Consider the following 21,424-nt stretch of genomic DNA (forward strand, 5'->3'; position numbering starts at 1 on the left):
ATTGCACCCAACTATATACCGGTACGATGAAATACTCGCCTCTCGTCGGGTTCCTGTTAGCATTCATATTTGTCGCCTTCCTCGCGCCTGCACATTCGGCAACCAGAACAGCGATTTCTAGCACTCTCCCAGCTCCTGTTTTCGCTACTTCTTCAAGTTGCCTTATAGGCGCACCGGCCGGCTATTGTGACTTCGCAGCGTGCCCTAACGGGTACACATGCAGCAACCCGACCAACCAGCGAATAACAAAAACAAGCAGCGGTACATGCGTGCTTGGGGGCAGCGGTTACACTATAGGGTCGTGCGTGCCCTCTACCCCTGTGTCTTCCACCACAACCACGACCATCGCGACAACCACGACAACCGCAATCCCCCCATCTCCAATAACTTCCACTACATCAACATCAACCTCCTCGACTTCCACCACATCTACAGTCTCACTTCCGCCAGGCGTAATCGTAATCACTACTCACTCCTTCGCAGACACACCATACCCAGATGCGCAGGGCGGCAGCCTGGTCGCATCAGCTTCGCCGCAGCAGCCTAACTCGGTCACCTCGCAGTCCCTGAAATACACTAATGCCAGCGCCCAGTGGCTCATAACATGCCCTTCACAACCTAACCCATCAGACACCATGCTGTACTTCTCGTCTGAACCCGGTTCGTACATCGGCGGCGACATATGCCTTGCGCAACCTACCACTCTCAGCACCACAGCCTCACTCACTACAACAATCTCGTGGTCGACAACACAGGTAGCCAGCGCCTCTACCACATTCTCGATCGAGAACCCCGGCATCGCATCTGTGCAGAACCTAGGCTACGAAGGCGCCACTAACACAACTTCCAACTACTTCATCACGCAGCAATCAGGTCAGTCGGAAGTGTACGAACCATTTACGCCTGCTGCGCTCCAGCCCAATTGCGAAGTGTCGCTGGCTGCAGGTGTTGCAAGCGACATAGCCAGCGCATGCGGCTGGGATCAGCCAGTTAGTGGCACTCTGTACTTCATGGGTCACACATACAATGCCGAGCTCTATACAAACTCCTCCAATCCCTCATTCTACTGGGCCGTGTTCGAGACAGGCCTTGTATACTACGGAGGTAGGGTGCCTTCGACGTCAGTAGGCTCGTCTCCTACGCCAACCAGCACGTCGATCTCTAACGGCTACGATACCAACTCGTACATATTCAGCCAGGTGCCTTCAGGCAGCCAGGCCGGCATATGGACATGGAATTTCGAGTACGCCAACTTCAGCAAGATGGTGCCGTCACAGCTCACCCAGCCGACGCAAACGTTCCCAGGGCTTGTGTACGACGCGCCGGACGGCTGCTCCTACACTTACACGTTTTCAGAATCGGTCAACTTCCAAAGCATACAGAATGCCAACATACCTATACCTTCCAGCGCACCCACAATACAGCAGAACTACATGGAGATGAGCAGCAGCCTCTATTATCCGGTTACTGAAATAACGTCTGATTTTTCAGGCATCTCTGGCAACCTGAGGCTGCGGTGCCTCTACAACGGCTACTGCCTTACATCTTCCGACCTTGTCAACGTAAATTACATATCATCGAACGGCACGCTCAACTACGGCGGCAAAACGTATGACGGGCCATACGGCACTGGTCTGTACGTTTACCAAGGCATAGGCCAGCTTGCAGGGGATTACGTCGTGGTCACGAACCCCAGCTTCAATACTTACCGTGCATATGCGGTGCCTGACACAATCGCAAGCACTGAGAACGTGTCATTCCTCCCTTACTTTCTATATAGCCTCTCCATGCCTGCGTCTGCCAGCGACGCAAGCGCAAGAGTCGAACCCCTCAACCTATCGTTCGACATCTATAGCCCTCGCAACTATCTGCATGGCAGCTCTCTGGATCCGTTCCAGTTTTATACCGGCTCCGGGTTCTTTGCAACGGTCAACGGCTCCCTTGCCGAATTTCCATCCAACTCCCTCTCGTCGCAGTCGGGATCTGCGTTCTCCAGCCCTACAATAAACTTCATATCCGGCCTTCCTGCGTCGCAGGGCAGTTCAGGCATATCAAACCTGCTCTCACAGACCGTACAAGCGGGCTCGGGCTCATACGGCATAGGCGAGATATCAAACCCGATATACATAGCATCGTCGCCCAACGACTACATCTACCTTCTTAACTACACCAGCACGTCGCAGTTCGGGTTCGGACCATCAACCACTACAAACCTGTTCAAGCTAAGGTACATACCTTATGGTTACTACAACCTGACATACACGCAGCCGAATTTCGTTGTCGGCCAATATGCGCCCAGCTCTAACGCATGGACGAGCGAATGGCAGAGCTACTGGAATGCCGTGCTGCCAGAACAAGCGTCCAACCTTTACGTAACGAACGTCACGACGCTCACCGACACCACGAACAAGCTGTGCTTCTTCTCGCTCTGCATACCTGGCAGCATACAGCCAGGTGTGACGTTCGGTTCGCTCATACCGCTGGCGCTCACGTCGGACTATGCCGATGACGTGTTCTTGGTGGGCGCCAACCGCTACAATCTCGGCACCGAGTTCCAGCTTGCTGCAGTGTTCTCCAATGGCACTACTGCAACAAACAACGTGAAGCCTGGCGCAATAGGCGGCTTCCAGCCTGCGGGCATGATAGCAGCGGATCCGGGCGGCCAGTTCATATACCTGGCGAATTACAGCTATGGATTCATACCGATCTTCGCGGCCAACACGCTGTCAGACGTGTCAAGCATACCTCTGAACTACTCGAACTCAACCTACAGCGCGCAACTCAACATAACAAAGTACCTCGCCAATGGCGGCCCGTTCAACGATTCGCAGATAGCAAGCGCTTATGCCGGAATGCAGGCATCTAATGACATAATGCAGTACCACAGGCCTGTCGCGCTCTTCGCCAGTGGCGGGTTGCTCTACTTGGTCGACGACTGGGCCTTCATGGTCGACGGCCAGCAGTCAAGCGTGCTGATGCTGCGCGTCTTCCTTGACAATGGCACGGAAGTGCCAATACGCGGCACGCCCAATTATGACCTTTCGGTGCCTGCATCAACGCTCGACCTTTCGCAGGGCAACTCTGGCAGCATATACAGTTATCCGCCATACGGATGGCCGCTTGCTGCAAACATCAGCATAGGTAATGGCGGTTATGTGACATACTGCATGGCAGGATGCACGTTCACGCCTAGCAATCCGCCGCCAAACGACTTCAACGGCTACCTACCTATCGGCCCGATGATCAATGTGACCGGCGGAGTGGGCCCGATGAGCAGCATCCAGTCTGGTTCCCCTGGCAAATACCTGGCGTTCTCATCATCATTCAATGGCACGGTGTACATGCTGACCCATGACATTCCGCACAACATTGTGAGCAGCTATAGATGCACAGGCGGAGAATACGGCACATGCACAAAAGTCAGTACTGACAAAGGCAAGATAAACCCTAACCCTTACACGCTGCTTGTAGGCTTCACGCCAAACATAGAGAACTACACGAAGCTCTCGAATGGTGCAAATGCGCCGTTCCAGTGCTACATCAACACTACGGCATATACCTCGCCCTGCGTAACCAACTACAACATCTCGCAGCTCTGGCCGCCATTCTCCGAGATACCGAGCTCGTTCTCGTATGTTACAGGCGAGGGCGCCCCGCAGACGTTCTTCTCCGCAGGCAACCTTTACGAGTCGCTGTATCCGACTGGCGTTGCGTCCAACAACGCATCAGAATCGAGTTACGCGAACAACATAACGAGCAACACGTCAGTGCAGAACACCGCAAACGAGATTGAGACAAATGCCCTCGCCAGCCTGGCCGGCGCCCCGGTGCCGTTCTCGCCATTCGTGCAAACTTCCACCTACATGCGCAGCGTGATAGACGGCTACATGCTGCTGCCATACTACGTTTCCTATATACCAAGCGAGTCGTGGGACACTACATCTGCCTCTGGCAATTACACAGTCGATGGCGTTACCTATAACTGCACAACTGGCGGCGGCCCCAACGGCTCATCATCATCTCCAACGGCTGGATATACAGCGCTGCAGATACCTGTTGAGAGCAACCAAGCGAACAGCACCGTGGAGGGAGGCGCAACGTATGCGTATCTGCCTGCACTGACCCAGTATTACGATGCCAACGTATCTGACGCCAATCTCGCCATGCCCCCGCAGATATACTTCAGGATGTTCTCTGACAGGGTGTTCGGCGACATCTACGTGAACCAAAGTGTATCGCCGTCGCAGCAATACGCGCTCCAAGTGCCGCTTTTCATAAATGGAACCAGGAGCTACAACTATTCGCTTGTAACGTTTACGCAAGACGCCGGCGGCAAGGACTATGCGGGCTATGCGATTGAGGAAGCGGTGCCGTTCAGTTCGCAGTATATTCAGACTGGAACTGCGACGGCACCACAAAATGACGCCGGCCTGAAGCTCTTTGCCGGAGCTTCTAGCATAGGCTCATCCAACACATCAGCGATAAACTACGTCTCGCTCTTCCAGACATATGCAAGACTGTCGCACACCTCGGACATAGTGTTGGGCCTGCAAGGCGATCAGGGTGTGCTCGGCTACAACAGGCTGGTCTATACGTTCGTCGACAGGTTCAACAACACCATCTACATGCCGGTGGACGTAGACCTGACAAACCTGACCACCATATCGCTGAATATAAACACGCTAATAAACGCAACTAACGACAACGAAACCTTGGTGATGGTCAACGGCACCGCCGGCGACTACAGCGGCCTTTTCGGCACGAGCTACGCACCGCTGCCTAAGGGCTCTAGCATATACTTGTATTACGACACGAACCTGAACTTCTATCCGCCTGCAGGCCAGGAGTCATCGCTGACGCCGGGCACTCTGGCCTACGCCGAGTACCAGGACCTCTGTGCCTTCGATCCCGCAATGATATGCACGCTCGCGAATCCGGTCGACACCTCGCAGCAGCCCTATGCTGCAGAGTACGCCAGCCATGTGGACTTCGCGACGCAGTACAATTCCATAGTCGCATCTGGCGCTTCAGGTACGTGCTCGCTGCAGCCGAAGGGCCTCCTCAACATAAGCCGGAACTACAACTGCAACATCTATGGCGCAGCTACCGACAACGGGCCTGCAGTGTACGACCCCAACACCGGTAGCTACGCATACTGCGTGCCTGATTTCGCCAATGGCACAGGCATGCTGACTACGCAGATAGGCCTGATACGCGAGGCAAGTACAAACGGCACAGGCTTCTTCAAGGACAACTCGATAAACACATGTGGCACAGGCACATCAAAAGTAATAGCTAAGTATTTCGGGGCGCCGGCACCGCAGCCAATGACATATACGCAGCCTCCGATCGCGCAGTCTGCAAGCATACCTCCGGCCGACAGCGAGCCATTCACAGAGCTCGGCTACACGTATGCGCCGAACGAGTCTATAGCATCGTTCCAGACGGGGAACTACGCGCTGAGCTTCAGCGCCATAGGCGTTGCGGCTCTCCTGTCGGGCATGGCAGCGCTGGTCGCGCTCCTGCTGAAGTCTGCGCGTTCGAAGCGCCATGAATAGGTATTTATATGAGGGAAGCCGTTATAATTAATCGGATAGGGTTGGCGATTTTATGCTTGGCCCGATTGCAGTGATGCTGAGCTTCAACGTGATACTGCCTCTCGTGCCAGTGATAATAATAGCCATACTGATAATCGCGGCCGCGGGCCTGACGCGGGGCGTCGACATGTTCGCGCTCTTTGGACTGGGAGCGCTCATAGGCCTTGGCGGAAGGGGCGGTGGCGGCGTAGGCAAGGGCGGCGTAGGCAAGGGCATAAGCGGAGTCAAGTACAGGGGCGACGTCATTGCGAGGGGCAAGGCAACCAAGAAGGCAGGAGCTTTGTCTAAGTACGCAAAGAGCCTCCAGAAGAAAGCGAAGGGAGCCGTTAAGACCAAGATTAAAAACAAAATTAGCGACATGCGTGGAGCAGCCGCTGCCGGACGGAAGGCCCAGAGAAGTCTGTTGCAGCAGCACGGAATAAAATTGGCAGTGCCGCAGGCGAGTGCACCCTCCAAGACATCAGCCAGATGGACCACGCAATCCGGCAGATTCACATTTAATCCTAATTCGAAAAACCCGTCTTCGGTTTACATCCCGCTAGCTGCAACGGCGCTTGCCATAGGCGCAGCGGCGAAAAGGCACTCGCAAGTAAAGAAGGAGAAAGCGTCCATACTTAAGGGTGAGGACGAGCTGTTGCAGAAGGGCGGAGGTGGCGCAGATTATTTCCAGGCGAAAAAGCAGAAGACGCGTGAGGCCAAGTCAGCTTTCTATGAGCAGAAAAAGAAAGAGAGAGGAGAAGAGAAGGCACAGAACAGGGAGAAGAAAGCACAGGATGCTCAAGCATCCAAGCAGAAGATAAGGGAGCAGAAAGCCGATTTCAAGAAGATGTGGGGAAGCATGAATTCTGAGGAGCGCAAGAACTACGCCAAGGACGCCCGGAAAGCGTATTTCTGGGGCGGAGATCAGAAGTACATAAACTACAAGACCGGCAAGCCCGTAGAAGGCGTTTTCGAGAAAGGCGTCATAGCCAGCGGCGTGGCCCAGTGGGTCAGGGCAAGCAGGCAGAAAAGGGAGCCTACGAATCTTGCTGCGCCGTCAAGCGGCAACAAAAATGTAAGCGATAGCGAGCGTAAGGAGAAGGTCGATCAGCAGAAGCAGCAAGCAGAAGAGCAGAGTAGGAAAGAAGAGGAGAAAGCGCAGAAAGAAAAGGAAGAAAAGGCGCAGAAAGAGAAAGAGGAGCAGGAACGGAAAGAGAAGGAAGATAAAGGCTAGGCATTTGCGAAATTAATGGCATGTGGCCGCAAGCTTGCCAATAATAGCTGGTTGTCCGCGATTGCAGTCTATTTTCTAATCAGACAATCTTCTTCAGCACAGCGTCGGCCAGAGCCGCTCCCGCGGCCAGCTCCGGCATGACGAGCTTGTAGGTGCCCGCCCTGCTGAGCTTCGGCATGTTCTCCTGCGCCGCGAGCTTAGATATTATTCTTACGCCGCTGTTGGTCGCCTTTGCGGCTATGGAGATCAGCGTGTTCTCGAGATCCTTATCGCTGCACGCCACAACGTACTTTGCGTTCGCAATGCCCGCGGCATCAAGCATCTCTGTGGAGTCTGGATTGCCTGCTATTGCAAGCACGCCCTCGCGGTTGAGCCTCGCTGCTGACTTCTGGTCCCTGGTGATGACTACGCACCTTGCTTCCGAGCCTTTGAACCTATCGACAAGCGTCTGCGCGAACGCATTGTATGGGGCTATTATGGTGTGGCCCCTAAGCGCCCTTATCCTTTTCAGCACCCTTCGCTCGTGCATGCCCGATCCGCGCAGTGCATCGTAGAAAACTGATGCGAGCAGCACAGTGATAAGTGCGAACACGAAGACATCGAGTAGGTTAGCGACAAGCACGAAGATGTTGCCTGCGCTCTGCTCCGGCAGCGTGTAGAAGACTATGCTTAGCGAGCCCAGCGTATTCCAAACAAGAGCGTCGGCGAAGCCTACGCCTCCGATGACGGTGAGCGCTACCGCCACTGCGAAGAACAACGCTGCGGAATAACCTATTATCGCGATGCGCCTGTCCATATCACCCAACCTCTTTGGCTATCCTGCCGCCGATCTCCAGGCCGGTGAGCACCTCAGGCACGACGCATAGCGCCGCGCCGGCCCTGTGCATCTTGGAAACGCTCGATTCGTCCTTGGCCCTCGATACTATCTTCACGCGGTCATTGAGATGATGCGCCGCCACTATGCCAAGCAGGTTTTCGAAGTCGCTTTCGGTGCTGAAGACTGCAGCTTTGGCCTTGCCTATTGCGGCCTCCTTGAGCGTCGCCTCGTCGGTGAAATCGCCGCTGACCACATTGTAGCCTCGTTCTATCACCATCTCGCTTATCGTGTTATCCTTCTCCACGACAACAAACGGCACTGAATGCTTTGCCAGCATCGCGCACAGCTCATCGGCCAATGCGTTGTAGCCGCATACCAGAGTGCCGCCCTTCATGCCCCTTACCCTGATTGATACGAGCCTGGCGCGTATATTAAGATTGGCCATGAGCTCTATCACTCCTGCTATCACGAAGCCTATGACTGCTATCTTTATCACGCCGTCCGCTATCAGCAGCGGCAGCAGCAGGTAGAAATTGCTGCTGAACAGCCCAGCCGTCGCGAATATCGCGCTTGACGAATCTACTCCAACAGCATCGAACAGCGTGGTTTCGACGAAGTAGCCAGAAGGATATGCTCCCCCGGATATCTTGTCTACAACGATGGCTGTGGCAGCCGCTGCGCTGATCAGCACGAATATGAGAAGCGCAAGGTACACGACCGGCACGCCCTCCAGCCTGTTCCCTAGCTCAGCCATTTTTCCGCCTTACTTTGTAATCTCGCCGAATATCTCCTCGCTGGCGCTCTTCTGCGGCGTGGCTATGTAGTCCGCTCCGGCCTCGAGCATCTTCTCCCGCACCATCGCGTCGTTGGCCCTCGTCGCTATGAATATGTTTTTGTTGAGGTCTCTTGCCGTCAGCACCGCGAAGAGGTTCTTCGCATCGTTGTCCATGACTATGGCTATCGCTTTCGCTGTAGCTATCGAAGCCATGCGCAGCACGCGCGATGCGGTTGCGTCGCCTGCTATGACCCTGTAGTCGAGCTCGCGTATGTGCTCTACTACCTGCGGCATTATCTCGATTATCACGAATGGTATGCCGTGCTCCTCCAGCACTTCAACCACCTTCTGCCCAACCACTCCGAAGCCGCAGACTATGACATGCCCTTCCAGTTTGTCCTGTGCCTGAGCCAAGAGAACACCGATACGGTCGTCAAGGAGTCTTGTATGATGCAATCTATAAATATTGCCCTGCATGTATAGAGCCTGAGCCGTGGCGGTACAAATGGAAGATGCTGAGCTCGAAGCCTTGGTAAGGAATATAGTAAAGCTTTCTAAGGAGCTGAAGGACAAGTATACCAAAGCTGCATCTGCACCCGTGAACTATGCGTGCGTGTTCTCTCACAGCAAAGTGGAATACGATGGATTGATCGAGGCTGCAGGCAAAATCGGCAAGGTGATAGACAATACGTCGACGGGCCCAGTTTTCCTGATTAAGCCCATAGAAACAGTGGCCGGCAGGCTGAAGCTGCTCAAGATACGCATCCCGGATCCTACGCGGCCTGAGAGGGGCGATGCGGATTTCTCCAACCGCCGCTCGATAGGCAGCTGGGAATTTAGCCCCACCCAGATTCGAACTGGGGTTTACAGGTCCAGAGCCTGCCGTCCTTGACCACTAGACGATGGGGCTGCCGCGTAGTATATTCTTCGATGCTCTTTTATATATGTTGCTGGCTGATTATCCCGTATGCAGTTCAGGGAGAACATTTCATCGATGCGCGAAGTGCGCGAGATCGCCATAGCAGACGCTGTGCTCATACTCGCGTTCACGCTCACGCTGTCCGGCGGTGTTTTCCTTGCTTCAAGCTCTTCATTTTCGAAGGATTTCATATATCTGCTGCCTATCGTGGCTCTCGGCGTCACGCTCAGCTTCGTGCTGCACGAGCTCATGCATAAGTTCGTGGCGCAGCACTATGGCGCAATAGCAGGATTTCGCACCTCGCCCAACGGGCTTCTCATAACATTGCTGACCGGCATGTTCGGCTTCCTTCTGGGCATCCCTGGCGCGACGGTGATATACGCCAGCAGCTTCACCCGCAAGGAAAATGGGATAGTGTCGCTGGCCGGACCCCTGACAAACTTTGTTGTGTTTATGGCCTTTCTTGTCGCAGGCCTCGCGCTCAACCCTGCGCCGGGCAGCTACCTTGCGAGCACAATAAGCTTCGTGCTCTTCATAAGCATACTTCTAGCATTCTTCAACATGCTGCCCATATTCCCGCTTGACGGCAGCAAGGTCCTGGCTTGGGACAGGCGTGTCTATCTAGTGACGATGGCCGTGATATTCGTGCTTATGATAGAGTTCACAGGCATACCCCTCTACGACATAGCGTTCATGGTGATAATCGCGCTATTCTTCTCGCTCTTCTACAGGCATGTCCTGTGACTGAAGCGCTCTCTAAAGGTATTTAACCCTTTATTCCCTTGTTAACTTAATCTTCACGCAAGTCTATACAGGAAGGTAAGTGCAATGGCCAAAAACGCTCAAACCCCGGAAGCGAAGACCACCATCGACTCTATGGTAGAACTATTGAAGGCCAAAGGAAGAATGGACCTCAACAGCATATCGATGGCCCTTAGCCTTGCGCCCAGCGTGGTGGAAGGCTGGGCAAAGGTGCTTGAATCAGGAGGAATCATAAAGATAACCTATGAAGTTGGGCGCATGTACATCGAGCTGGCCGGCACTGCCCCTGGGCAATCCACAGCACGCACTTCTGAGTTCAACGCCAAGCTTGATACCCTCAAGAGTAATATCAACACCGAGAGCATCGGCCTTGAAGGTCTTTCGGAATATGTGCAGAATGTGAGTGCAAATGCCGCAAACGCCATTGGGACGCTCGGCAAGTCGGCGCCCGAGCTGGAGAAGGAGCTGTCCGAACTGAACAGGATCAGGTCGCAGATAACAAACTATGGCGCAGAAATGGCAAATGCCGTGCGCTCTGTTGATGAATCGTATACCCAGATTAGCAAGAAGTTCGACGATTTCGTGCCGAAGTATAACGATTTCATGTCAAAAATCGCTGCGCAGCCACAGCCAAGCGCGATAGGCGACGATATGCTGAAGCGCGCCAAGGACTCGCTCGCCGCGCTCGACCAGATAAGGAAAAGCAAGGATGCGATGATTGACGGAATGAAACGCGAGATGGACGGGCAGGTGAAGGGCGTGTACTCGGCGCTCGATGCTGCTAGCAGGCAGATAAACGACACGATAAAGCAGTCAAAAGACAGCATAGAGCAAGGGCTCAGGCAGATCGAAGAGAATGCAAAAGCCAGCAGGGCGATGCTCAAGGAGGCGCAGAATCTATCTGGAGAGGGCATGCAGCTGCTGAAGAAGCTCGAGCAGGACAGGACGCAGTTCAACGACAGGTATGCGAAGATATCGAAGGAAATGAAGGACACATATTCGACGTTCCAGGAAAAGTATTCTGCGCTTTCCGGCAAGGTAGAGGAGATGGACTCCAAGTACAGCAACGCAGGCGAGCTCAGCAGTGCGCTTGCCGACCTGAAAGCAAAGAGCGATCAGGCTAAGTCTGACATTGCGTCGCTCAAGGAGCAGCTTGCAACGCTTCAGCAGCAGGCTGCCGCACTTGGCACGCTCAAGGATACGCCGCTGGACAAGCGCGAATCCATACTTAGTGCATTGTCAAACAAGGAGGCAGACATAAAGCATAAGGTCGACGCTACGAGAAGCGCGGTCAAGGGCGCGGATCAAGAGCTTGGCAAGAAGGTTAAGGGCAAGAAGGGTGGCAAGAATGGCGGAGCAACCTGACCAGACAGCTGCAGATCCGGTGCTGGCCGAGTACGACCTGAATGCGCACGGAATGAACGTGCACGTCAGGATACACAGCCCACCTTTGGAATTCGTGCCGGTATACGATGTTACATTCACGGGCGTGAGCAACGCGACGCGCCTGCTGCTGCTCTCGTTCAGGAGAGAGCTCGTCTCCATGGTGCCGATTGACCCGACCAGAATAGAGAACCAGAGCTATGTAGACACGCTCAATGGAAGGTACGTGCAGTCCAGCGGAGTTCTGATAGACAAGTACCTGCCCGGTACCTCTGCTGACACCAAAGCGCTGCTCACCGCATACATACTGAACATGATGCTGGGCTTGGGCGACCTGGAGGTGCCGTTGGCTGACGACAACCTCGAGGAAGTTGCAGTTAACGGCTCAAGCAGCCCCATATGGGTCTTCCACAAGGCCATCGGATGGTGCAAGACCAACATGAAGCCTTCAAGCGAGGACTTCATATACGACCAGGCCGAGCAGATCGGGCGCAGGATAGGCCGCGAGCTGAACAACCTATCACCGCTCATGGACGCGGAGCTGGTCGACGGCTCGAGGGTCAACGCCACGCTTTTCCCGATATCGCAGTTCGGCAACACGATAACGATCAGGAAGTTCGCCAAGAACCCCTGGACGATGCCTGCCCTAATAAAGAACGGCACCATAAGCCTCGAAGAAGCGGCGCTCATGTGGCTGTGCATACAGAACGAGGTCAGCATGCTCATATCAGGCGGCACAGCGTCCGGCAAGACGAGCTTCCTCAACGCGGCTAGCATATTCTTCCCGCCATCGAGGAGAGTAGTTTCTGTAGAAGAAACGAGGGAGCTTACCCTCCCGGACTCGCTGCAGTGGGTGTCGATGTCTACGCGCCAGCCTAACCCCGAGGGCAAGGGCGAGGTAACGCTATACGACCTTATGATAAATGCGTTGAGGCAGAGGCCCGACATAATGCTTGTAGGAGAGGTAAGAATAGCGAAGGACGCAGAGACGTTCTTCGAGGCCATCCACACAGGCCATGCCGTGTACGGCACTGTGCACGCCGACAATGCCGAAGATACAGTGGTAAGGATGATAAACCCGCCTATCAACACGCCAAAGGTGCAGATGAACTCGCTCGGCGCGATAGTGAGCCTGTTCAGGCACAGGGGCAAGGGGATAAGGCGCACCCTCGAGTTCGGCGAGATGCTGAGCTCAGGCGACATAAACGTGCTGTACAGGTGGAACATGCGCGACGACACTTTCCCGCGAATAGGGGATATGACAAGGCTGGCTGAGATACTCTCGCTCTACGGCGGGCTCTCTAAGCAGGACATAGAGACAGAAATAAAGGAGCGCTCCATGATACTGGACTGGATGGTCAGAAACAACGTTATTGGCGTGAACGACTCAGGTTTCGTGATCGCCAACTACTACAAGAACAAGAACAAGGTGATAGACGTGGCGAGGAGCAATGTTCCGTTCTCGAGGGACGTACTGTGAGCTGGCAACGGTGCAACCATGGCTGACTACGCGGCGAACAGCTACAGGTCGCTGGTCGAGCTGATAGGTTCGGTGGAAAACAGCTCGCAGAAAGAGGACGTCGATTTCGTTGATATGTCTGCTGGGCTGGGACCAAAGGGGCGCGGCGAAGTCCAGGGCTCGTACGTTGACGCCATGGAGACGATAAGCAGGATCGAGTCGGAGCGCGGGTTTGAGCCTAGGCGCCGCGCGCAAGCAGCGCAGCCCCATCTCGCCATGTCAGGAGTGCAGCAGGCGGCTACATCGCAGGCCGTGCCTGCTCCTCAAGAGCAGGTCCAGAAACCAAAAACGCAGCCCCAGCCTGCCAAGCCGCAGGAGTTCGCCGAGCCTGCCATAAAGGCGCAGGCAGAGCAGGAAGCCAAGCAATTGACGTCTGAGCTGCACCTGCAGAAGGTCAAGATCAACATAAGGCGCATAAACCTGAAGGAGCTCGTGCTTCCCGGCCTGTCGATGGCCGACCAGATATCGGAGCTGGAGCGCATAATCGAAGGTATACGCGGAAACGCATTCGACCAGGAGCACATGGCCATAGTCGTTGAAGAGGTGTACGGCCTGCAGAAACATCTCGTCATGCAGGAAAAGGAGCAGAAGCGCAAGCACATAGAGCCAAGCGCGCTTGAGCAGTCGCTCATAGCGTTGCGCGAGCAGCGGCTCAACGATGCCATATTGGAACTGAAGCAGCGCGGTGTTGTGTGATGTTCGGCAAGAAGCAGAGGATAGTTAACGTCGGCGGACAGCCCATCGCCCTCGAGCCTAAGCCCAGGAAGGGCATACTTGGCCTGTTTGGCAAAGGAAAGCATCGGCAACCTGCTGCTCCCGCGCCTGCAGCCCCCATCCAAACGCCGCAGCAGGCTCCAGCACAGCAACCGCAGCCTAAGTCTCAGACGTGGTACGATTCAACGAAAATGCAGGTGCAATCGCCATCACAAACTTCAACTCCAGTAAATGTCCCGACGCCATCGCAGGTGCTCGCGCCGAAATCTGCAAGCCACGGCCTATTCGGGCGCGCCAAGCCAGGCGCCGCGCGCCAGGTCAGGCAGGGGAGGTGGCACACATACATAGAGAGCATAGGCTCCAAACAGACGGGCCTGGAGATGGTGCTGAAGGAGCAGCACATCAACGAGAGCCTCTACTCGTTCGTGCAGCGCATGGTGTTCACCTCGATGATACTTGCTGCAGTAATAGCAATTACTGTCTTCGCGCTCTTCCTCCACATAGGCATCAGGGAGATAGCGGCAGCCATACTCGGCATAATGCTGGGAGTCGCGATATTCTACGGCTTCCTGCGCTCGTTCCTCAACTTCCCCAAGCGCAGGGCTGTGACTAGCGCGAAGCTCATAGAGCGCGACATACTGTTCTCTGCCAGGGACCTGATAATAGCGCTCCGCTCCGGCATGCCCCTATTCAACGCCCTGATATCGGTGAGCACCGGCTACGGCGAGTCAAGCAAGGAGTTCTCCCGCATAGTGGAGCGCGTCCAGGTCGGCATGCCTCTCGAGCAGGCCATAGACGAGGCGCTGGCTGAAACCAAGAGCCCCTCGTTCAGGCGGATCATGCTGCAGGCTTCAGTAAGCATAAAAGCTGGCGCCGATGTAGTTGCAGCGCTGCAGAGCGTAATAGACCAGCTCTCGCAGGAGCGCGTCATAGAATTGCGCAGGTACGGCCAGCGGCTCAACGCAATAGCAATGTTCTACATGCTCTTCGGCATAATACTGCCCAGCATGGGAGTCGCTGTGCTCACAATACTCACGACGTTCATAGCTCTGTTCACTGTCACGCCCACGCTGCTGGAAGGCGCGCTTGTGGGCATAGCTTTCCTGCAGATAGTGTTCCTGCAGCTCATAAGGACATCAAGGCCGACATTCACAATGTGATACGATGAAGATAAACTTCGAACGATTGGTTTCGCGAAATGTCGCGAGGTACCTCTCACGCCTGCTAGACCTGGCTGGCTCAAAGATGAGCGTTCAGCGCCTTCTCCGCATGGTAATACCAAGCTTCTTCGTGCTGTTCATCGGCGTATCGATATTCCTTTATGCGATACATATAGGCGTACTCGCCTCAGCGATCATCGGCCTGATAGCCGGCCTTTCCATAATACTCGTCGTATACCTGATCCTGAACTACATGATAGACAAGAGGAAGTCCGCGGTCGAGCAAATCCTGCCGGATTACTTCCAGATCACATCCGCCAATCTGCGCAGCGGAATAGCCCTCGACCGCTCCATGCTCCTCGCGGCAAGACCGGAGTTCACGTTCTTCTCGGAAGACGTGCTCGAGATGAACAGGAAGGTATTCGGCGGCGAGACCTTCGAGGCCGCGCTCCAGGAACTGGGCAACAAGTACAGGTCGATAGCGCTGCAGCACGCGATAAAGATGATGATCGAGGCGCAGCGCTACGGCGGCGCTATGGCCGACCTGATGGACCAGCTCTCGAAGGACCTTCGCAACCAGCAGATAGTCCAGAAAGAGGTATCTGGGCAGCTCTTCATGTACAGCATCTTCATAGCCTTCGCAGGGCTCATCGCAGCGCCAGTGCTCTACGGCCTGACGAGCCAGATGATTGTGGTGACGAACACCGTCTGGAAGGGCATACTCGCCTCTAACCCGGGCGGGCTTCCGACTACTGGCGTATCGTTCCTGAAGCCAAGCCCGCCCAAGATAAGCACATCATTCTACCGCGACTTCGCACTCGTCTCAATAGCACTGGTAACTGGCTTCGCTGCCCTGATCATGAGCACGATATCGTCAGGCTCCACCGTGCGGGGCATACGGCTCGTGCCCGCATTCATACTAATTGGCCTGGCCATATACTTTGTGGTAGGGTCGTTTATCGGATCGCTCTTCAGCAGCATAGGCGGCGTGTAAAAAAGACTCACGGCGGAGTATAGCTAGGTCCGCACTGCCCGTTCACCACCTGGCTGTTTGTGCATGCGGCGCCGTTGCCATAAAGATATCCTGTGTTTCCATGCACTATGTCAGACGTCTCGTTCAGCAGCCCGTTCATTCCAGCGCCGAGCGGCCAGTAATCAACCGGGGTTACACCTTGCACGCTGTTGTTGAGATACAGCTGCTGCACCTGCGCTGAACTAAGCGCCGAGCTGTAGAGCTGGACGTCTGCGACACTGCCGTTGAAGAAATATCCGTTCGTCTGGATTGCACCGATAAGCATCGAGCTGCCTGTTATCGCAGGCGTGGCTGTTGTGCTTACCTTCTGTACGCCGTCAACGTATACTATGAGGCTGCCGGCCGTGCCTCCTCCAAACGTAAGAGTCACGAAATGCCATCCCCCGCTCGTAATTCCACTGCCTAAGTTGGTCCCATAAAGCCCGCCGCCTATCGAGTTGCTTGTGCCTGTCTGGGCTGTTGTCACATAGCCGATATAAGCAGATTCCCCGCTAGATGGGGATCCGATGGCGAACGCACCGCCATAGTTGGACATAGATTGCGCATAGACCCAAGCAGATAAAGTAAAGGCGCCGCTACCAGAAATCGGATTTCCTGATGCGCCCACGTAGTCGCTCACCCCATTGAAGCTCATCGCGTCAGGCAGCGCAGCCCCAATCATGTCGAGCGCTGTGGTCTCGTTCATGAAGCCCCTGCCGGCATGCTCCAGCGGCAACGGATTTAGGTAGAGGTGCTGCAGGGTGGTGTTGCTGCACTGGTTCAGGCTACCGCAGTTCAGCACACCCTCGACAAGGTTTGCGGTGGGGCTGTTCGGCAGCGGGCTGTATATGACGTTGGTCGGGATGCCGTTGTTGCCCTTGCCAGAATAGTCATTGGCGTTGCCGCTTAGCGGCCACCATCCAACAAGCCCGGCGTTGCTTATGGGACCACCATTTATGCCGTCTTGGTAAAGCTGCGAAACCTGTGCGACACTTAAACCCGTGTTATAGACTTGGACATCTGCCAAAGTGCCATTATAGGTGCGGCCAGCAGTATCGTTTCCCATAAGGAGGTTACCGGTTGGAGTGACCGGCAAAGATTCAGGTGGTGAGGTATAAGCTACATTACCATTGGCATACAATGTGTAAATCACATTGCTGGTGCCGCTTGCGGTGGAGACTAAAACTGTATTGTACAGTTTATTGGTGCTAAAGGGGTATAAGGTGCATATCCACCTAACACCTGACTCAAGTATTGCGAACTGCCCGGCCGGGCAGCCTGTGTTGGTGCCTCCGGTGTATATACCATATCCATTGGTACCTCCATTGCTGCCTAACAGCGCTATCACCTGCCCAGTGGTCTCGATGGGTGTTGAGAACCAAGCGGAGATGGTTGTACCTGTAACGCCGTTTGATGGCAAAGGTGTGCTGATGCTGCTCGCCCCATTGAACTGCGCTGCTTTGCTCGTCGGTATACCGGGCACGTGGCTTGAGAGCGAGTCGAATGTATATCCGCCCGGGGCAGCATAAATAACATTTGTGGCTACTCCATTGTTGCTCTGCCCGCTGAAGTCTGTCGCGTTGCCGCCGAGAGGCCACCATCCTGTCAAAACCGAATTACTTGCAGGGGTGCCAGATATACCTTCATGGTAAAGCTGTGCTATCTGCGCAGGTTGCAGTGCTGCATTGTAGACCTGCACATCAGCTATTGAACCATCCCAGAAACTGTTGCTACCCCGTGTGCCGTTGCCTATGTAAATTCCATTAAAACCCACAGATGCAGTAGAAACAGTATTGGAAAGAAACACTCCATCATCGTAGACTTTTGCGACGCTTCCATTGTAAGTCAATGTAACATACTGCCATGCATCCTTTGCGAACGGATTGCTGTTGAACGTCTGTATTCCAGAGCCTAGCCACACATTCAAACCATTATATCCTTGTCCTATATTTACTCCAAAAAACAACGTCTGACCGGATTGTTCATCAACAATCATTGGATAGGCGCCTGCACCTTGAAGCAGGAAGACCCAAGCCGAAATAGTGAATGGCGAATTGGCAGGTATATTGCTTGGTGCTTCAATGTAGCTGCTCGCGCCGTTGAACTGCGCCGCCTTTGTATTCAGCGTCGAGAAGGTGTAGAAGCCGTTGGACGATGAGCCGAAAAGATCATTCTGCGACCTCTGCAGGTACGAGGGCATGTAGGGCGACGCATAGGCGTAGCCCGACTGCACCGCCTGCTGCAACGGTGTCGTGTTGAGGAGCGCGAGCCTCTGGCCTGCAAGCAGCAGGCTAAGCGAACCCTGCAGGTAGCTCATTATTGAAGAGTTCGCGTAGAGCAGATAGGGCACAAGCGGCGTGCTTGCGTTTATCGTGTCGGTCACGAGGCCAGCCATGCCGCAGACGTTCTGCCCTATATTTGTAGCGTTAGGTGTAGCAAGTATGAAGTTGTTGTTCTTATAGCCTGAAGCTATCGAGCTGCAGTTCGGCTTTCCTGGATAGTAGACCACTGTCCCGTATGCAAACATGTACGGTGAGGTGCTGCCAGCCTTCGCATATATATTGCCTACAACAGTTGCGTTCGGGCTTGTGGTTCCAGGCACTAGCATGCTGTAGCTGCCTTGTTCTGCAGCGAGCAGGTATTGTCCGAAACCCGTCGAGACATTGGCCTGTGCGTCGATAAAGTAGCTTGATACTGTATTGCTCTGGTTTATCGTAAGCAATGCGGTATATGACGCGCCTATAGTGAACGCGCCGCTCTGGAACACGCTCAGCGTGCCGTTCGTTATGCTTACCGAAGCGCCCTGACCTGCCGCCTGCTTTACCAGCATTGCTATGTACTGGCTGAGCGTTGTTCCCTCGTAGCTAGAAAGGCTGTAGCTATTGTAAGAGCCAGTATTCATTACCGTTGCCAAGGCAGCTGCAGTGTTGTTGATGAACGAGTCCTTCCTTACAGAAGGCGTAGACTCGTAGTACGTAAGCCCGGCAAGCGCTCCGCTCAGCGAAGAGTGCAGGAAAGTTGCCAAGCTAGCGTTAACGTTCTGCACTATGCTGCTAGTACCTGTTGCGCTGCTTACCTGCGTTTCGAGATTGCTGTAGTTTATGTTCAGCACGACGTAGGTGACGAGCTCGCTCAGCATGAGCACGAATAGCACTATGGTGAAGAGCGTCAACAGTATGCCCTTCCTGCCGACGAACAACGAATGCCTGCGTTTCAGTGCCATACAACAACACTCACATTGTAAAGCTTACTTGTGCCTCCAGCATTTAATAGCATGGGCGCCGATGCCTTGCTTACCGAATATGCGTTCTGGAGCCCGGGCGGCATAGGACCCTGTTGCGTGTATTGCACGGAAATTGAGGTGCCTTCATTGCCATTGCCACTGTAATCGTTCGCATTGCCGTCAAGCGGCCACCACCCGATCAGCTTCGCATTGCTTACCGGAATCGCAGCAATGCCTTGCTGGTAGAGCTGCGATATCTGCGTGGCTGACAGCGAGCTGTTGTATATCTGTACGTCAGCTATCTCGCCTGTGAACAATGAGTTTGCAGTTCCAGGAGCCCCACGGGCGCCTATTCTGAGTGCAAGGCCTGTGTTGCCAACCCCCCCAGTTGCAGGATACGGTGTTGCCTTGGCTGTATTGAGGTACGCTATTACTGCGCTGCCATTGTATGTCAGCGCAACCTGACTCCATTTGTCTGCCGGCACGTACAGCGATGGGCATATCCATGTCCATCTTGGAGATGTGGTGTTCAGCGCCCAGCACAGCTGGCCTGTTGATGAAAGCGCCCATTCGTAAGAGTTTTCCTTGTTGAATATGATGCAGCCTTGCGACCCACAGCCCGATAAGCTGCTTGGATTGAGCCAGGCGTAGAACGTCAGCTGCGTCCCTACGCTAAGATCAGGAGTGTTGTTGACTTGAACGTAGCTGCTCGCGCCGTTGAACTGCGCGATGTCCATTGCGGGCGCATATTCGTTGTTTATGAAAATCGCCGAATCGCTGGTGTTGTAGAGGTTCTTGAAGAGCATGTCAGCAACTGCTGACTGGTTGTTCAGGTAAAGCTCAGAAAGCGCATGCAGCATGCTCTCGTTCGAAGTAAAGTTGTAGCCCCACAGCTGGGTCGTTCCGGTCTGGACGAACGTGGTGTAAGTTGTTTGGCCGTTAACAGTGCCTGCATAATCGTTAGCATTGCCGTCAAGCGGCCACCACCCGAGCAGATCGTAGCTGTTGAGCGGGCTGCCATCAATGCCCTCGGCATACAGTGCGTTGGCCGCGTTGGCTCCTAATGCATATCCATACACCTGTACATCAGCTATACCTCCAGAGATAGGGTTGCAGCCGCTGCTTGATGTAGGATTCGTGCCGCTTATTGTCGTGCCGTTGTACAATATGCTCCCTGTGGCAGCCATAGGGCTGCCTATCCTTTTGCCATTAAGATAGACTATAAGGTAGGTACCATTGTATGCTCCTATAAGCTGCTGCCATTGATTTGGTATAAGATGTGCGCCAGGAGAATTTTGGAAGTTGCTGCCTCCTGTGTTCTTTATACCCCACAATTCGGTCGGTGGGCTGGCCCCCGCCTCTAGGTAGAAATAGTAGCTGTCGCCGCATCCCTTGCTCCCTGAAAGTGCGTTCTCCCAATAGTTTCCAGACGCTCCCCATAGGCTGTTATTGGTTGGGTATACCCAGAATGACACAGTTATATTGTTGGTGTACTGCGGGGTTGTGACGGCCTTTATGTAGCCAGCAGGAGCCTGCAGGAAGTTTGCGTAACCGAAAGGCACGGCCGGACTGTATCCTGCCTGCACCTCGGTAATGCTACCTCCCTGCGCCACCTGCCCGAAAGTGGTGCGCAGCATGCTCTGGAGAAGTCCCTGCGCAAGCGTCGACGGCGCCTGAAAGCTCTGCGGTGCGCTGAACTGCATGTAAAGCAGTATAGATACAGCTGCAGTTGCCACTATAAGCGAAAAAATAGCATCGACCGTGAATATGAAACCTTTCATCATCCAACACCAAATGGCTGGCTTGTCCAGATATCTACCTGCACCGCAACAGGCACGCCTCCCAGGAATGCATGCCCTGTGCTCGTGTATGTCGTTAGTGCACCATTAGTTTCTGGATTTTCGCCTATTGTTATGTTGAGGCTGCCGCCCCTTATGGTTATGAAATATTCGTAGCCTACGCCAAGCACCTGCTTGCTCTGCTGATAGCCTGCAGGGGTGCTTGCCATTGCTGCCAGCGCGTACACCTTGGCAGGAGAGAGCACCGTGGAGCCAGAGCTGTTAGCCAGGCCAACTCCTATTCCCTGCCAGGTGCTCTCGTTGCTCGTGTTGATCTCTGAGTTCCAGTAGCTCGGCGAGCCTGGCGTGAGCAGCGTGCTCGCAAGGCTCTGCTGCTCTATCTGCATTATCGTTGCGCCGTTGCCGTAAGAAAGCGAAAGCTGGCTGTTCACGTCATACCACGTATAGGTAAGAAGGGTCAGCGCCACGCTGAATATGACTATAGCGAAGATGACGTCGAAGCTCCAGAACTGCGCTTTCATGTTCATCATA

The 21,424-nt window shown here is 54.4% G+C and carries 14 protein-coding genes and 1 tRNA gene; 8 read left to right on the plus strand and 7 right to left on the minus strand.

The window, feature by feature from the left end:
* Nucleotides 1-26 precede the first annotated feature (26 nt).
* Both M1158_01460 and M1158_01465 read left to right on the plus strand, forming a co-directional pair.
* Nucleotides 27-5,558 carry a hypothetical protein gene (locus tag M1158_01460; protein ID MCL5099770.1) on the plus strand — a complete coding sequence of 1,844 codons (5,532 nt, stop codon included), beginning with the start codon at nt 27-29 and terminating at the stop codon, nt 5,556-5,558.
* A gap of 52 nt (nt 5,559-5,610) precedes the next feature.
* Nucleotides 5,611-6,810 (plus strand): hypothetical protein, encoded by a 1,200-nt coding sequence (locus M1158_01465; GenBank protein MCL5099771.1) that lies wholly within the window; start codon nt 5,611-5,613, stop codon nt 6,808-6,810.
* A gap of 79 nt (nt 6,811-6,889) precedes the next feature.
* On the opposite strand, the gene M1158_01470 is transcribed toward M1158_01465, so the two are convergent.
* The 4 genes from M1158_01470 to M1158_01485 all read right to left on the minus strand — a co-directional run bounded on the left by M1158_01470 (nt 6,890) and on the right by M1158_01485 (nt 9,312).
* A complete protein-coding gene (locus M1158_01470) occupies nt 6,890-7,606 on the minus strand; it encodes an NAD-binding protein (protein MCL5099772.1) in 717 nt (238 codons plus the stop codon).
* Between the two features lies 1 nt (nt 7,607).
* Entirely contained in the window at nt 7,608-8,381 is a 774-nt protein-coding gene (locus M1158_01475) for an NAD-binding protein (protein ID MCL5099773.1), read from the minus strand.
* 9 nt (nt 8,382-8,390) lie between these two features.
* Complete coding sequence (locus M1158_01480) at nt 8,391-8,816, minus strand: NAD-binding protein (GenBank protein MCL5099774.1); 426 nt, start codon at nt 8,814-8,816, stop codon at nt 8,391-8,393.
* Between the two features lie 423 nt (nt 8,817-9,239).
* Nucleotides 9,240-9,312, minus strand: a tRNA-Gln gene (locus M1158_01485).
* A 57-nt stretch (nt 9,313-9,369) separates the two neighbouring features.
* On the opposite strand from M1158_01485, the gene M1158_01490 reads away from it, so the two are divergent.
* The 6 genes from M1158_01490 to M1158_01515 all read left to right on the plus strand — a co-directional run bounded on the left by M1158_01490 (nt 9,370) and on the right by M1158_01515 (nt 15,853).
* Entirely contained in the window at nt 9,370-10,065 is a 696-nt protein-coding gene (locus M1158_01490; protein ID MCL5099775.1) for a site-2 protease family protein, read from the plus strand.
* Nucleotides 10,066-10,149: 84 nt separating this feature from the next.
* A complete protein-coding gene (locus M1158_01495; protein MCL5099776.1) occupies nt 10,150-11,448 on the plus strand; it encodes a hypothetical protein in 1,299 nt (432 codons plus the stop codon).
* Complete coding sequence (locus tag M1158_01500) at nt 11,432-12,946, plus strand: type II/IV secretion system ATPase subunit (GenBank protein ID MCL5099777.1); 1,515 nt, start codon at nt 11,432-11,434, stop codon at nt 12,944-12,946. Before M1158_01495 ends, M1158_01500 begins: the two co-directional genes overlap by 17 nt.
* Before the next feature lie 18 nt (nt 12,947-12,964).
* The gene (locus tag M1158_01505; protein ID MCL5099778.1) at nt 12,965-13,681 is read left to right on the plus strand and encodes a hypothetical protein; all 717 of its coding nucleotides are present in this window, start codon (nt 12,965-12,967) and stop codon (nt 13,679-13,681) included.
* On the plus strand, nt 13,681-14,859 hold the full coding sequence (locus M1158_01510) for a type II secretion system F family protein (GenBank protein ID MCL5099779.1): 1,179 nt from the start codon (nt 13,681-13,683) through the stop codon (nt 14,857-14,859). The genes M1158_01505 and M1158_01510 overlap by 1 nt, the downstream gene beginning before the upstream one ends.
* Nucleotides 14,860-14,863: 4 nt before the next feature.
* Nucleotides 14,864-15,853, plus strand: coding sequence for a type II secretion system F family protein (locus tag M1158_01515; protein MCL5099780.1), 990 nt, complete (start codon nt 14,864-14,866; stop codon nt 15,851-15,853).
* A 7-nt stretch (nt 15,854-15,860) separates the two neighbouring features.
* On the opposite strand, the gene M1158_01520 is transcribed toward M1158_01515, so the two are convergent.
* From M1158_01520 to M1158_01530, 3 genes are read right to left on the minus strand one after another with little or no spacing between them, the layout of a single operon-like run.
* Nucleotides 15,861-19,094, minus strand: a complete 3,234-nt coding sequence (locus M1158_01520) for a LamG domain-containing protein (protein ID MCL5099781.1) — start codon at nt 19,092-19,094, stop codon at nt 15,861-15,863.
* Complete coding sequence (locus M1158_01525; protein ID MCL5099782.1) at nt 19,085-20,875, minus strand: LamG domain-containing protein; 1,791 nt, start codon at nt 20,873-20,875, stop codon at nt 19,085-19,087. The genes M1158_01520 and M1158_01525 overlap by 10 nt, the downstream gene beginning before the upstream one ends.
* A complete protein-coding gene (locus tag M1158_01530; protein ID MCL5099783.1) occupies nt 20,875-21,423 on the minus strand; it encodes a hypothetical protein in 549 nt (182 codons plus the stop codon). The genes M1158_01525 and M1158_01530 overlap by 1 nt, the downstream gene beginning before the upstream one ends.
* Nucleotide 21,424: the final 1 nt, after the last annotated feature.

Source organism: Candidatus Marsarchaeota archaeon (genome assembly GCA_023473665.1).
Lineage (GTDB): Archaea > Micrarchaeota > Micrarchaeia > Micrarchaeales > Micrarchaeaceae > JAMCYM01.